Here is a 13,191-nt window from a genome sequence, read left to right as displayed (position 1 = left end):
TTTCCCTTTCCGGCGGTTCTGACTCTATCAGATCCTTTCGGGCCTGATTCCCGGTCAGCGGGGCTTGTCTTCGCGGCTGTTGGGCCGTTCCGACGAGTGAGACTTTAGCGGATTCCTGACTCCCGAGCTAATCGGGGCTGCGTTCTTCCGAGCGCGGATTCCTCATTCCGTAAATACGCACGCCAAAGAAACGACGGCAGACAGATCGACTGTCGTCGAGTGATGGTTGGTACTTGCGGAGTGGCTGTCCGGGGACCGACCGGAGTCGGCGCTCACGTCGGACAGCTCGGAGAACACTACGGATCGGCTCGGGGCGTGTCAACTTCGCTCCAAGCGGCACCCCGCGGGCGTAGTCTGGGACGCATGACGACGCGTACGTACACCCAACTGTGGTGGGCCGCCTGACGGCGGCCGTACTCACGTATGCACTCAACGGCCGCCGCCTCGGCGGCCGTTCTCGTATCTCCCTCCGGAGCTCCAGAGGGTCGGCCGCCGGGACGGCGGCCTCGACCAGGAGAGGGAGAAGAGATGACTCGGGTCTTCAGTGGGGTCAAGCCGACGGGGCATCTGACGCTGGGGAACTACCTGGGAGCCATGCGGCGGTGGGCTGCCGTCGATCAGCACGAGGCTGAAGCGCTCTTCTGCATCGTCGATCTGCACGCGCTGACCGTGGACCACGATCCGGCGCGGGTGCGCAGGCTGAGTCGGCAGGCAGCGACGTTGCTGCTGGCGGCGGGGCTGGATCCGGAGCTGTGCACCGTGTTCGTACAGAGCCATGTGGATGAGCACGCGCGGCTGTCGTATGTGTTGGAGTGCGTGGCCACCGACGGCGAGATGCAGCGGATGATCCAGTACAAGGAGAAGGCCGCGAGGGAGCGGGCGCGGGGTGGGAGTGTGCGGCTGTCCCTGCTGACGTATCCGGTGCTGATGGCGGCGGACATTCTGGCGTACGGGACCGATGAGGTGCCGGTCGGGGACGATCAGACGCAGCATGTGGAGCTCGCGCGGGATCTCGCGGTGCGGTTCAACCAGCGGTACGGGCACACGTTCGTGGTGCCTCGGGCGACGCCTCCGCAGGTCGCGGCCCGGGTGATGAATCTGCAGGATCCGACGTCGAAGATGGGCAAGAGCGACGACTCCGGGCCGGGGATCATCTACCTGCTCGATGAGCCGGATGTGGTGCGCAAGAAGGTCATGCGGGCCGTGACCGACAGCGGGCGGGAGATCGTGTACGACCGGACCGCGCAGCCGGGGGTGGCGAATCTGCTGGAGATTCTGGCGGTGTGCACGGGTGGGAACCCATCGGAGCTGAGCGGTGTATATGAGTCGTACGGCGCTTTGAAGTCAGCCACCGCGGAGGCCGTGGTCGAGGCTCTCAGGCCCGTGCAGGAGAGGCACAGGGAGCTGTGCGCGGATCCCGGCTATGTGGAGGGGGTGCTGCGGGATGGTGCGGAGCGAGCTCGGGCGATGGCCCGACCGACCGTGGATGCCGCGTATCGGGCGATCGGGTTGCTGCCCGCGGCTGCGGCTGCGGTTGCCGCTGCGGATATCGGGGTGACTGCTTAGGGGCGTGCTGGGCCGCCCCCAAGCAGGGGCGGCCCGGGCGTCAGCTGTTGTTGCCGGAGGCCAGTTGGCGGCTGCGGTCGCGGGCTGCTTCGAGGGCGGCGATGAGGGCGGCTCGTACGCCGTGGTTCTCGAGTTCGCGGATGGCGTTGATGGTGGTGCCGGCGGGGGACGTCACGTTCTCGCGGAGCTTGACGGGGTGCTCGCCGCTGTCGCGGAGCATCGTCGCGGCGCCGATCGCGGACTGGACGATCAGGTCGTGGGCCTTGTCTCGGGGCAGGCCGAGGAGGATGCCCGCGTCGGTCATGGCTTCGACCAGATAGAAGAAGTACGCCGGGCCGGAGCCGGAGAGTGCGGTGCAGGCGTCCTGCTGGCCCTCGGGGACGCGCAGCGTCTTGCCTACGGCACCGAAGATCTCCTCGGCGTGGACGAGGTCGGCTTCGCTGGCGTGGGTGCCGGCGGAGATGACGGACATGGCCTCGTCGACAAGAGCGGGGGTGTTCGTCATGACGCGGACGACCGGGGTGCCGGCGGCGAGACGGGACTCGAAGAAGGAGGTGGGGATGCCGGCGGCTCCGCTGATGACCAGGCGGTCGGCGGGGACGTGCGGGGCGAGTTCGTCGAGGAGGGTGCCCATGTCCTGCGGCTTGACCGTGAGGATCAGGGTGTCGGCGGTCTTGGCGGCTTCCGCGTTGGTGACCGGGGTGACTCCGTAGCGGGTGCGGAGTTCTTCGGCTCGTTCCGCGCGGCGGGCCGTCACCAGGAGGTCGGCCGGGGCCCAGCCGCCGCGGATCATTCCGCTGAGCAGGGCTTCGCCGATCTTGCCGGTGCCGAGGACTGCGACTTTCTGGGTCATGGCTGGGGTGCCCTCCGGGGGTTGCGTCGTCCGGGTTCATCCTCGCACCGAGGGCGGCTTTGGACGTGGCGTGTCCGGTGGGCGGGACGGGTGGGCGGCGGGCCCGCGCGTACTGCTCGGCCGCCGGGGCGGTCATGCCGTCCTGCGTCGCAGAGTCGCCGCGCCCAGGCCCAGTACCAGTAGGGCGCAGCCCGCCACGATCAAGGCATCACGTACGAAGTCGGCGGTCATGTCGGTGTGCTTGAGGACCTCGTTCATGCCGTCGACCGCGTAGGACATGGGGAGGACGTTGGAGATGGCCTCGAGGGCGGGGTGCATGTTGTCGCGGGGTGTGAAGAGGCCGCAGAGGAGGAGTTGGGGGAAGATCACGGCCGGCATGAACTGGACGGCCTGGAATTCGGAGGCCGCGAAGGCCGAGACGAAGAGACCGAGCGCGGTGCCGAGCAGCGCGTCGAGCAGGGCCACGAGCAGGAGCAGCCAGGGGCTGCCGGTGACGTCCAGGCCGAGGAACCAGAGGGCGAGTCCGGTCGCCAGGGCGGACTGGATGATCGCGAGGGTGCCGAAGGCGAGGGCGTAGCCGGCGATCAGGTCTCCCTTGCCCAGGGGCATGGCGAGGAGGCGTTCGAGGGTGCCCGAGGTGCGTTCGCGCAGGGTGGCGATGGAGGTGACCAGGAACATCGTGATCAGCGGGAAGATCCCGAGGAGGGAGGCGCCGATGTTGTCGAAGGTGTGCGGGCTGCCGTCGAAGACGTAGCGCAGCAGGAACAGCATCACGCAGGGGACGAGGAGCATCAGCGCGATGGTGCGCGGGTCGTGGCGGAGCTGGCGCAGGACCCGGGCGGCTGTGGCGGTCGTGCGGGCGAGGTTCAGGGGGCCGGTGGGGGCGGGCCGGAGCGTTGTCGTCGGGCTCGTCGTGGTCATCGGGTCGTCTCCTTCGCGTGGGCGGCCGCGGTTGCCTCGTCGACCAGGTGCAGGAAGGCCGCCTCGACTGTCTCGGAGCGTGTACGGGCGCGGAGGGCGTCCGGGGTGTCGTCGGCGAGGAGCCGGCCCTCGCGCATGAGCAGGAGGCGGTGGCAGCGCTCGGCCTCGTCCATGACGTGGGAGGAGATGAGGAGGGTGGCGCCGCGGGAGGCGGCGATGTCGTGGAAGAGGTTCCAGAGGTCGCGGCGCAGGACCGGGTCGAGGCCGACGGTCGGTTCGTCCAGGACGAGGAGTTCCGGCGCGCCGAGGAGGGCGACCGCGAGCGAGACGCGGCTGCGCTGGCCGCCGGAGAGGTTGCCGGCCAGGGCGTCCGCGTGGCTGGTGAGGTCGACGTCGGCGATGGCGCGTGTGACGTTCTCGTGGCGCCGGTCGGCGGCGGCGTGGCCGGGGTCGAGGATCGCGGCGAAGTAGGCGAGGTTCTGGCGGATCGTCAGGTCGTCGTAGACGGAGGGAGCTTGGGTGACGTAGCCGATGCGGGTGCGCAGGGTGGGGTGGCCGGCGGGGCGGCCGAGGACGTCGAGGGTGCCGGTGGCCTTGGCCTGGGTGCCGACGATCGCTCGCATGAGGGTCGACTTGCCGCAGCCGGACGGGCCGAGCAGGCCGGTGATCTGGCCGTGCGGGACGGTGAAGTCGAGGTCGCGGAGCACTTGGCGGGTACCGCGGATGACGTTCAGGGTCTCGGCTCGGATGGCGGGGGTGTCGGGGGGTTCGGAACGAGCGGAAGGGTAATTCATCATGTGATGAATAATCCTCCGGTGGGGCTGCGGCGTCAAGGCGGCGAGGAGGGCGGGCGCGCGGAGCGGTCGACGCGACGGTGGGTGCGAGCGGTGCGCCGCGGGCGATGGGCTGAGGCGGGGTTCGGGTGCCCCCAGGTGGCGGGCCGGTTACGCCTGGGGGGATCGCGTCCCGCGCGTTGAGGGTGTGCACGCAAGGCGCGTGCTGCGGCGCGTGCTGCGGACTCGGCCCTGGTCGGCCGTTCGCCCGCCCTCCTCGGCTCGGCGCTGTGCTGGGTGTCCGGAGCGGTGTGGGGAGGGCGGGCGTGAGGAAGGGGGCCGACGGCGGTGGGGCGTCGTGGGCGGGCGCGGGGCGTCAGGGGGTGGTGGCTACGAGGAGGTCCACGTCGTAGGTCTCTTCGATGATTCCGTCCGGGAAGGCGGTGAGGAGGAGGTGCCTTTCCTCGGCGAGGAAGGCCGCGCTCGCCTCCGTGCCGTGGACCAGGAAGATCGAGTGGCTGCCGATGTTCGCCAGGTGTGTGTCGATCGGGACGCGGCGGCTCCAGCGGACCTTGCGGGCGGTGAAGGCGAGGCTGCCGGTGGGGGCGGTCAGGGCGGCTCGGGCGCCGCTGCCGTTCTGCTCGACGACGGGGTGGGCGCCGAAGCGCCGCTCGATACGGTCCGCCTGCGCCACGTGCCACGGGATGTCGAGGGGCGTGGTGTTCCACCACAGCGCCAGCGCGCCGCCCGGGCGCAGTACGCGGAGGGCCTCCGGGACCGAGTGGGCGGGGTCGGTCCAGTGCCAGGCCTGGGCGTAGGTGAGGAAGTCGGCGGAGGCGGTGGCGACGGGGAGTGCGTTGCCGTTGCCGCGGACGATCGGTATGTCGGGGTTGGTGCGGCGGAACTGGGCTGCCATGCCGTCGCCGGGTTCCACGGCCAGGACGTCAGCGCCGCGCGCGCGGAGGAGTGCGGTGGCGATGCCGGTGCCGGCGCCCACGTCGACGACGCGCGCGCCGGTGAGGGGACGGCCGACGAGTTCCTCGATCGCGTCGAAGAGGGCAGGTGGGTAGGAGGGGCGGTTCGCGGCGTACTGGACTGCGGCGGCGTCGAAGGAACGGGCTCGGTCGGCGTGGGAAGGGACCGTCATACGGCCATGGTGGCGGTGGATGGTGCGGTGTGCACCGAGTTTGCGGAGAGGTACGGAGAGATGGGTTTGCGCGCAGAGTGTGCAGCCTCGGAGGGGTGGGCGGCTCCCGTCCATACCGAGGGGGTGGCTTCTTCTGTGCGTTGAGGCGTGGGCGGCGGGGTTGGGGAGAGCGCCGACCGGTCGGGGCACGTGCTTCGGGCTCGGGGGAGGTTGGGCGGCGTGCCTCGCCGGACTCGTAGCAAGGCGTGGGGCGCCGTCGTCGGTGTCTCTCCGGCTATGGGCGGCGGCGCTTCTTTGCCGGGTTGCCTGTGCGGCGAGTCGCGCGGGTCTCGTGTTGTTTGCGGACTGCCTCGTATTCCTGACGGTGGAGTTTCTCGCCGGGGGCCTCGGTGAGGGAGCGGAAGAAGTAGGCGAGGAGAGAGCCGACGAAGCCGATGGCCAGCAGGCCGCGGAGGGAGGCCTGGCGGTCGGGGTCGGGGCGCTTGGTGAAGGCGTCCCAGGTATGGCGGAAGGCGAGGGCGCTGCACACCGCGAACATCACGACCATCACGACGGCGACGAAATTGCCGACGTCGGCGATCTGGAGCCCTTGGTAGGCGAAGCGCAGGACCAGGCAGGAGGCGACCGCGGTGGCGAGGGAGCCGACGGTGACCGCGATGCGGCGGGCGGTGTAGCCGTTGTCGTGGTCGACCCAGGTCGTGCCGAAGAAGCGCAGGGGCTCGGGGCGGGGGCCCGTGGAGCCCGCGGGGATGGCCGGGGTGCCGTTCTTCTCGCTCACGCGTCGATTATGGCTCCGGCGTGGCCGCGGGCTCCGAACGGGTTCCGAACGAGCTCCCTGCCGGTTCCGGTGAACCCGGCCGGAGAGCGGATCGGAGATCCGATCACAGGTCGGTCACTCGTCGGATCAGGGTCGGCTCAGGACCGGCTCAGAAGGAGCAGCGCGGGCGGACGTAGCCGTCGCTGCCGGTGTTCACGTAGGCGTCCGAGACGTACTCGCCGTCGTCGATGTTGTCCCAGATGTTCGACGTGCCGTAAGGGCCCGTCACCGTGGTGCCCGGCGTCTGGCAGTAGATCGGGATCCTGGCGCCCTCGGGGAGCACGCGGACGAGGGCGTAGTTGGTGCCGGGGCCCCGGCGGACGTTCAGGCGGACGCCGGGTGCGACCGGGTAGTAGCGCACCGCCGTGGTCGTAACCGCGGTGGCCGTAACCGCGGTGGCCGCAGCCGCCATGGTCGTGTCCGGCGTGATCGTGTCCGCCGTGGTAGTAGCCGGTGTGGCCGTGGTCAGTGTGGGCGTGGCGGCCATCGCCGTGACGGCCTCTTCCACTCTGCCGTCGATCTCCTCGGCTCTTCTGACCTCTTCAGCGCGGCCTGCAGACATGCGAAAACCTCCCCCGTTGATCCCCATGACAGCCATGGGGCCCCGTTGATTCCCCTAAATCACGCCACGCACACATGTGCGTGTTTGGAACACGGAGGCTAGCAAGCCGCCTCTGTCTCGTACGAGTCATCGACTAGGCTCCGAGCGTCGCGCGCGCGGACGAACAGCACGGGGGTGGTCCCATGGCGCCACAGCAGGACGCCGGAGCGGGCGCGGAAGCGGAACTTCCGGAGTACGCCGGTCACTACCGTCTGGAGTCGCGCCTGGGGGCCGGGGGCATGGGCGTCGTGCATCTGGCGCGGAGCACCTCGGGCATGCAGCTCGCGGTGAAGGTCGTACACGCCGAGTTCGCCAGGGATCCCGAGTTCAGGGGGCGGTTCCGGCAGGAGGTGGGCGCGGCGCGCAGGGTGAGCGGTGCCTTCACCGCGCCCGTGGTCGACGCCGATCCGGAGGCCGAACGGCCCTGGATGGCCACGCTGTTCATCCCCGGCCCGACGCTCGCCGCCCAGGTGAAGCGGAACGGGCCGATGGCCCCCGGTCAATTGCGGCGGCTGATGGCCGGGCTGGCGGAGGCGCTGCGCGACATCCACCGGGTCGGCGTCGTGCACCGAGACCTGAAGCCGAGCAACGTGCTGCTCGCCGATGACGGGCCGAAGGTCATCGACTTCGGCATCTCTCGGCCAAAGGACAGCGAACTGCGCACCGAGACGGGGAAGTTGATCGGTACGCCGCCGTTCATGGCGCCCGAGCAGTTCCGGCGGCCGCGGGAGGTCGGGCCGGCCGCCGACATCTTCGCGCTCGGCTCCGTGTTGGTGCACGCGGCGACGGGGCGGGGGCCGTTCGACTCCGACAGCCCGTATGTCGTCGCCTACCAGGTCGTCCATGACGAGCCGGACCTGACCGGCGTACCGGAGAATCTCGCTCCGCTCGTGGTGCGCTGTCTGGCCAAGGAGCCCGAGGACCGGCCCACGCCCGACGAGTTGATGCGGGAACTGCGGTCCGTGGCGGCGTCGTACGACACGCAGGCGTTCATTCCGGCGCAGCGGGGCGGGGTCGGCGGGGCGCCGCTCAAGCCAGGGGCCGCCCCGGGGCCCCTTCCGGAGCCCGATCGGGAGTCGGATCCGGAGTCGGATCAGGGGCCCGGCCAGGAGCCCGAGAGGGAACCGGAGGCAGCGGCGGAGGCCCCGCGAGGGCCGCGTAGTGAGGAGAAGCGGCCCGGGAAGTCGCCCATGGGAAGGCGCCGGGGCAGGCTGCTGGCGCTGGGGGCCGGGGCCGTCGGACTCGCCGCAGTTGTCGCGCTGGCCTCCGTGCGGCTTCTCGGCGGCGACCCGACTCCCGTGCGCGAGAGCGCGGGGACCGCGTCGGCCGCATTCGGCGGGTGGGCGGCGACGCCGGCGCCCAAGAAGGGCACGCCCCAGTGTTCGTACGGTGCCGGGAAGGTGCTGTGCGCCCAGACCGGGCTCGTCTTCGCGCTCGACTCGCTGGACGGCCGGCTGTTGTGGCGGCACCCCGTCGACGCGTCGCACGTGGACGGACCGCCGGCCGTGGCGGGCGGTCTCGTGCATCCGTCGTCCGGGCAGGGCCGCCGACTGGAGGCACTCGATCCCACTACGGGCAAGGCGCGTTGGCAGCAGAACATGCCCGCGTACAGCGGGCCTGCGACCGTCGGCGGCATGCTGCTGCTCACCGGCGCCGACGGCACGGTCACCGGCGTGGACGGAGCCTCGGGCGACACGAAGTGGAACCGGGCCCTCCCGGGTCACTCGGCGCCGTACTTCGTCTCCTTCGCCGGAGATTCGCTGGCGTACACGACGACCACCGCCGACGACGATTCGAGTACGCGGGTCACCGCGGTGGACCCGGCCACGGGTGACGTGCGCTGGGACGCCCGGTTGAAGGGGGCGCTGCAGCTCGTCGGTACGTCGGGCGGGTCGGCCTTCTTCGTCTCCGTGGAGGGGATCTACAGCGACACGAGGACCGTGGTCCGCTACTCCCCCGCCGACAGGACCTCGCGGCGTGTGGCTCTGCCCCTGCCGCTCCTGCAGGCGCACGGCACCGTGCACGGGGACGTCGTCTACCTCGTGGGCGGCGACGGTTCGCTGGTCGCCGTCGACATGACGGCGCGCAGACAGCTGTGGAACCTGGAGACGTCCCTGCTGCGCACCTCGTCGCCCGTCGCCGACGGGCGGCATGTGTACATCACGGCGCCCGACGGCCGCCTGCTCGCCGTGGATGCCCGCAACGGCCGCCTCCTGGGCCAGACGCCGCCCCGGCTCGGCACGAACTCGGACCGGGTGGCGGCCGACCTGCCCGAGCCGGTGCTCGCCGACGGCCGCGTCTACGCGAGCGCCCCCGACGGCACCGTCTTCGCCGTCGATGGCAGCGACCCCGCTGCCTGGTGACGCCGTACATGTGACACGGCGACGCGAAAGCGCGACATGACGAGGCGACGCGAAAGGCCGCCCCCGCACCAGCAGGAGGCGGCCTCGCGATACGACGTTCTCAGCCCAGCTTCGTGACGTCCCGCACCGCGCCCTTGTCGGCGCTGGTCGCCATCGCGGCGTAGGCCCGCAGCGCCGCCGACACCTTCCGCTCGCGGTTCTTCGGTGCGTACGCCCCGTTCAACGCCTGCTCACGGCGGGCGAGTTCCGCATCGTCGACGAGCAACTCGATCGAGCGATTCGGGATGTCGATGCGGATACGGTCGCCGTCCTCGACGAGGGCGATCGTGCCGCCGGACGCGGCCTCCGGGGAGGCGTGGCCGATCGACAGGCCGGACGTACCGCCGGAGAAACGGCCGTCGGTGATCAGGGCGCAGGTCTTGCCGAGGCCGCGGCCCTTGAGGAAGGAGGTCGGGTAGAGCATCTCCTGCATGCCGGGGCCGCCCTTGGGGCCCTCGTACCGGATGACGACGACATCACCATCCGTCACCTGCTTGTTGAGGATCTTCTCGACGGCCTCTTCCTGCGACTCGCAGACGACCGCGGGCCCCTCGAAGGTCCAGATGGACTCGTCGACACCGGCCGTCTTCACGACGCACCCGTCCACGGCGAGGTTGCCCTTGAGGACCGCGAGGCCGCCGTCCTTGGAGTACGCGTGCTCGGCGCTGCGGATGCAGCCGCCCTCGGCGTCCTCGTCCAGCGCCTCCCAGCGCTCGGACTGCGAGAAGGCCTCGGCGGACCGGACACACCCCGGAGCCGCATGCCACAGCTCGACCGCCTCAGGAGAGGGCGATCCGCCCCGCACGTCCCAGGTCTTCAGCCAGTCCGAGAGAGACGGGCTGTGCACGGCGTGCACGTCCTCGTTCAGCAGCCCGGCGCGGTGCAGCTCGCCCAGCAGGGCCGGGATGCCGCCGGCGCGGTGCACGTCCTCCATGTAGTACGTGCGGTCCTTGGCGACGTTCGGCGCGACCTTCGCCAGGCACGGGACCCGGCGGCTGACCGCGTCGATCTGCTCCAGTCCGAACGGAACCTCTGCTTCCTGGGCGGCGGCCAGCAGGTGCAGGATCGTGTTGGTGGAGCCGCCCATCGCGATGTCGAGGGCCATGGCGTTCTCGAAGGCCGCGAAGGTGGCGACGTTGCGCGGCAGGACCGTCTCGTCGTCCTGCTCGTAGTAGCGGCGGGTGATGTCCATGACGGTCTGCGCGGCCGCGACGTACAGCTGTTTACGGGCCGTGTGCGTGGCCAGGACCGAGCCGTTGCCGGGCAGGGAGAGGCCGATGGCCTCGGTCAGGCAGTTCATCGAGTTGGCGGTGAACATGCCGGAGCAGGAGCCGCAGGTCGGGCAGGCGTTCTCCTCGATACGGAGGATGTCCTCGTCCGAGATCTTGTCGTTCACGGCGTCGGAGATCGCGTCGACCAGGTCGAGCGTACGGACCGTGCCGTCGACCAGCGTGGCGCGGCCGGACTCCATCGGACCGCCGGAGACGAAGACGGTCGGGATGTTGAGCCGCAGGGCCGCGTTCAGCATGCCCGGGGTGATCTTGTCGCAGTTGGAGATGCAGATCAGGGCGTCGGCACAGTGCGCCTCCACCATGTACTCCACGCTGTCCGCGATCAGATCCCGGGACGGCAGGGAGTAGAGCATGCCCCCATGCCCCATCGCGATCCCGTCATCGACGGCGATGGTGTTGAACTCGCGCGGGATGCCGCCGGCCTCCGTGATCGCCTCGCTGACGATCCGGCCGACGGGCTGGAGGTGGGTGTGGCCGGGCACGAACTCGGTGAAGGAGTTCGCCACCGCGATGATCGGCTTCCGGCCGATGTCCGCACCGGGTACACCGGAGGCGCGCATAAGGGCGCGGGCGCCCGCCATGTTGCGACCGTGGGTGACTGTGCGGGACCTCAGCTCGGGCATCGTCGCTCGCTCCTTCGGGGCTGCAGAGACTGCGATCAGAGACTTCTGACTGCTAACGAGCGTACGCCGGTCATCCAGGGACCGGGACGAGGTGTCCGGAATACGGGACAGATGTCTCGTAAGGCAGGCGGTCGGCTCACTCGTCGGCGGCGTACCGCCCCGTGAGATGCCCCTGCACCACCGGCGCCACGCGCGCGATGAGCTGCTCCGGGTCCGCCGACGCGATCGGCTCGATCTTGATGACGTACCGCATCATCGCGATGCCCACCAGCTGCGCGGCCGCCAGCTCGGCACGCAGTTCCGCGTCCGGGGCGTCGATCTCCCCGGCGATGCGGCGCAGCAGCTGGGCGGAGACGAGCCGCCGGAACACGGCGGCCGCGGCCTCGTTGTTGACCGCCGACCGGACGATCGCGAGCAGCGGCTTGCGGGTCACGGGGTTCTCCCAGAGCCCGAAGATGGTGCGGGTCATGCGCTCCCCGACACCGTCCAAAGGCCCTTCCAGCACCGCGTCCCGCACCTTCAGGGCGGGCGCGAAGGCAACCTCCACCGCCGCCTCGAAGACCTGCTCCTTGGTGCCGAAGTAGTGGTGCACCAGGGCCGAGTCCACCCCCGCCGCCTTGGCGATACCGCGCACCGACGTCTTCTCGTACCCCCGCTCGGAGAACTCCTCGCGGGCCGCGTTCAGGATGCGGTCGCGGGTGTCGGCGGATTCCGTACGAGGGGGCCGGCCCCGGCGTCGGGAGCTCACCCCGTCCCGCCCCGAGGTGGTGTCGGTCACGGCCGGGGCACCTTCACCGCCGAGGCCAGGTGCAGCCGGGTGAAGGCGAGGGCCTCGGCGAGATCGGCCTCGCGTTCGGCGCTGGACATCGCTCGGCGGGTGTTGACCTCGATGACGACGTGGCCGTCGAAGCCGGTCAGGGCGAGACGTTCCAGCACCTCGGCGCAGGGCTGGTTGCCGCGGCCCGGGACGAGGTGCTCGTCCTTGGCCGACCCCCGGCCGTCCGCGAGATGCACGTGCCCCAGCCGGTCCCCCATGCGATCGACCATCTGGAGCGCGTCGCTCCGGGCCGTGGCGGTGTGGCTGAGATCGATCGTGAAGTGCCGGTAGTCGTCCTTCGTCACATCCCAGTCGGGGGCGTACGCGAGCATCTCGCGGTCGCGGTAGCGCCAGGGGTACATGTTCTCGACGGCGAACCGCACATCCGTCTCGTTCGCCATCCGCCAGATGCCGTCGACGAAGTCACGGGCGTACTGGCGCTGCCAGCGGAACGGCGGGTGCACGACGACCGTGGACGCCCCCAGCTTCTCGGCGGCCGCCTGGGCGCGCTGGAGCTTGGTCCAGGGGTCGGTCGACCACACGCGCTGGGTGATCAGCAGACAGGGGGCGTGTACGGCGAGGATCGGGATCTGGTGGTAGTCGCTGAGCCTTCGCAGCGCCTCCATGTCCTGGCTGACCGGGTCGGTCCACACCATGACCTCGACGCCGTCGTACCCGAGGCGCGCGGCGATCTCGAAGGCCGTCGCCGTCGACTCCGGGTAGACGGAGGCCGTCGAGAGGGCGACCTTCGCATCCGGGATGCGCACCACTGGTTCTGCCACGGGGACAGAGTACGGGGCGGCAACGAACGCCGGGGAACCGATGGCTACGCGCCCGCCACGACGGTCCGCGATCGGCCAGGGGTGCGAACTGGGCATATGCCGAGGGCTGAAGCGAGGGGGCGCGGGCGGGGGTGTGGCGGGGTTCACGCGACTGCCGGGGGCGCCGACTTCCTCGCCCCCGCCGCCCCTACCCGTCCCATCCCCAGGGGCTCCGCCCCTTCAACCCCGCCAGAGGGCTGCCGCCCCCTGGACCCCCGCTTCGGCCCTGAACGGGCCTCGTCCCCAAACGCCGGACGGGCTGAAGTGCCTGGACCAGCGTCGAGAGTGACCGTCGGGAGTCACAGCCCCTACGGGCGGGTGGGGGCTAGGGACGGCGCAAGCCCGCCCTCAAACACCGGACGGGCTGAGATGCACGGGCCGGCGCCGGGATGCGGTTGTGGGCGGCGTCGCCCCCGCACGTCGAACGCGTTGCCCCACGGGCCCGCGGTCGCGTACGGCGGGAAGGGGACGGGCCGGGGGGTGTCCGCCCGCAGAGTCCGGTGTCAACAAACGGCACCTCCAGCCCAAGGCCCACCACCGGACCGAGGACGGACACCC

11 protein-coding genes are annotated in these 13,191 nt (G+C 70.7%); 2 read left to right on the top strand and 9 right to left on the bottom strand.

Annotation, left to right across the window (positions count from 1 at the left end; genetic code table 11):
* Window positions 1–528 precede the first annotated feature (528 nt).
* Entirely contained in the window at window positions 529–1,566 is a 1,038-nt protein-coding gene (trpS, locus tag ACIREI_RS44800; RefSeq protein WP_403346063.1) for a tryptophan--tRNA ligase, read from the top strand.
* 40 nt (window positions 1,567–1,606) lie between these two features.
* Here trpS and proC read toward each other — a convergent pair whose 3' ends face one another.
* From proC to ACIREI_RS44770, 6 genes are all read right to left on the bottom strand, one after another.
* Window positions 1,607–2,419, bottom strand: coding sequence for a pyrroline-5-carboxylate reductase (proC, locus tag ACIREI_RS44795; RefSeq protein WP_403346061.1), 813 nt, complete (start codon window positions 2,417–2,419; stop codon window positions 1,607–1,609).
* A gap of 132 nt (window positions 2,420–2,551) precedes the next feature.
* Window positions 2,552–3,340, bottom strand: a complete 789-nt coding sequence (locus ACIREI_RS44790; RefSeq protein ID WP_403346059.1) for an ABC transporter permease — start codon at window positions 3,338–3,340, stop codon at window positions 2,552–2,554.
* Window positions 3,337–4,137 (bottom strand): ABC transporter ATP-binding protein, encoded by an 801-nt coding sequence (locus ACIREI_RS44785; protein ID WP_403346057.1) that lies wholly within the window; start codon window positions 4,135–4,137, stop codon window positions 3,337–3,339. The genes ACIREI_RS44790 and ACIREI_RS44785 overlap by 4 nt, the downstream gene beginning before the upstream one ends.
* Before the next feature lie 352 nt (window positions 4,138–4,489).
* Complete coding sequence (locus tag ACIREI_RS44780; protein ID WP_403346055.1) at window positions 4,490–5,260, bottom strand: class I SAM-dependent methyltransferase; 771 nt, start codon at window positions 5,258–5,260, stop codon at window positions 4,490–4,492.
* 274 nt (window positions 5,261–5,534) lie between these two features.
* Window positions 5,535–6,038 (bottom strand): EamA/RhaT family transporter, encoded by a 504-nt coding sequence (locus ACIREI_RS44775; RefSeq protein ID WP_403346053.1) that lies wholly within the window; start codon window positions 6,036–6,038, stop codon window positions 5,535–5,537.
* 148 nt (window positions 6,039–6,186) lie between these two features.
* A complete protein-coding gene (locus ACIREI_RS44770) occupies window positions 6,187–6,489 on the bottom strand; it encodes a peptidase (RefSeq protein WP_403346071.1) in 303 nt (100 codons plus the stop codon).
* A 332-nt stretch (window positions 6,490–6,821) separates the two neighbouring features.
* Here ACIREI_RS44770 and ACIREI_RS44765 point away from each other — a divergent pair, with 332 nt between their 5' ends.
* Window positions 6,822–9,041 carry a serine/threonine-protein kinase gene (locus ACIREI_RS44765; RefSeq protein ID WP_403346051.1) on the top strand — a complete coding sequence of 740 codons (2,220 nt, stop codon included), beginning with the start codon at window positions 6,822–6,824 and terminating at the stop codon, window positions 9,039–9,041.
* Between the two features lie 100 nt (window positions 9,042–9,141).
* On the opposite strand, the gene ilvD is transcribed toward ACIREI_RS44765, so the two are convergent.
* From ilvD to ACIREI_RS44750, 3 genes are all read right to left on the bottom strand, one after another.
* Window positions 9,142–10,995: a dihydroxy-acid dehydratase gene (gene ilvD, locus ACIREI_RS44760; RefSeq protein ID WP_403346050.1), complete on the bottom strand. Its 1,854-nt coding sequence runs from the start codon at window positions 10,993–10,995 to the stop codon at window positions 9,142–9,144.
* A 136-nt stretch (window positions 10,996–11,131) separates the two neighbouring features.
* The gene (locus ACIREI_RS44755; RefSeq protein WP_403346048.1) at window positions 11,132–11,773 is read right to left on the bottom strand and encodes a TetR family transcriptional regulator; all 642 of its coding nucleotides are present in this window, start codon (window positions 11,771–11,773) and stop codon (window positions 11,132–11,134) included.
* On the bottom strand, window positions 11,770–12,594 hold the full coding sequence (locus ACIREI_RS44750) for a sugar phosphate isomerase/epimerase family protein (protein ID WP_403346046.1): 825 nt from the start codon (window positions 12,592–12,594) through the stop codon (window positions 11,770–11,772). Before ACIREI_RS44750 ends, ACIREI_RS44755 begins: the two co-directional genes overlap by 4 nt.
* Window positions 12,595–13,191: the final 597 nt, after the last annotated feature.

Origin of the sequence: Streptomyces sp. NPDC093591, from assembly GCF_044764885.1 — a bacterium.
Lineage (GTDB): Bacteria > Actinomycetota > Actinomycetes > Streptomycetales > Streptomycetaceae > Streptomyces.
This window is presented reverse-complemented; position numbering and strand designations above follow the sequence as displayed.

What these genes read in the sequence shown, in the direction of transcription:
- ACIREI_RS44770 (WP_403346071.1), bottom strand. Translation starts at nt 6,489, where the DNA reads ATGGCGGCTGCGGCCACCGCGGTTACGGCCACCGCGGTTACGACCACG.
- ACIREI_RS44790 (WP_403346059.1), bottom strand. Translation starts at nt 3,340, where the DNA reads ATGACCACGACGAGCCCGACGACAACGCTCCGGCCCGCCCCCACCGGC.
- proC (WP_403346061.1), bottom strand. Translation starts at nt 2,419, where the DNA reads ATGACCCAGAAAGTCGCAGTCCTCGGCACCGGCAAGATCGGCGAAGCC.
- ACIREI_RS44785 (WP_403346057.1), bottom strand. Translation starts at nt 4,137, where the DNA reads ATGATGAATTACCCTTCCGCTCGTTCCGAACCCCCCGACACCCCCGCC.
- ACIREI_RS44765 (WP_403346051.1), top strand. Translation starts at nt 6,822, where the DNA reads ATGGCGCCACAGCAGGACGCCGGAGCGGGCGCGGAAGCGGAACTTCCG.
- ilvD (WP_403346050.1), bottom strand. Translation starts at nt 10,995, where the DNA reads ATGCCCGAGCTGAGGTCCCGCACAGTCACCCACGGTCGCAACATGGCG.
- ACIREI_RS44780 (WP_403346055.1), bottom strand. Translation starts at nt 5,260, where the DNA reads ATGACGGTCCCTTCCCACGCCGACCGAGCCCGTTCCTTCGACGCCGCC.
- trpS (WP_403346063.1), top strand. Translation starts at nt 529, where the DNA reads ATGACTCGGGTCTTCAGTGGGGTCAAGCCGACGGGGCATCTGACGCTG.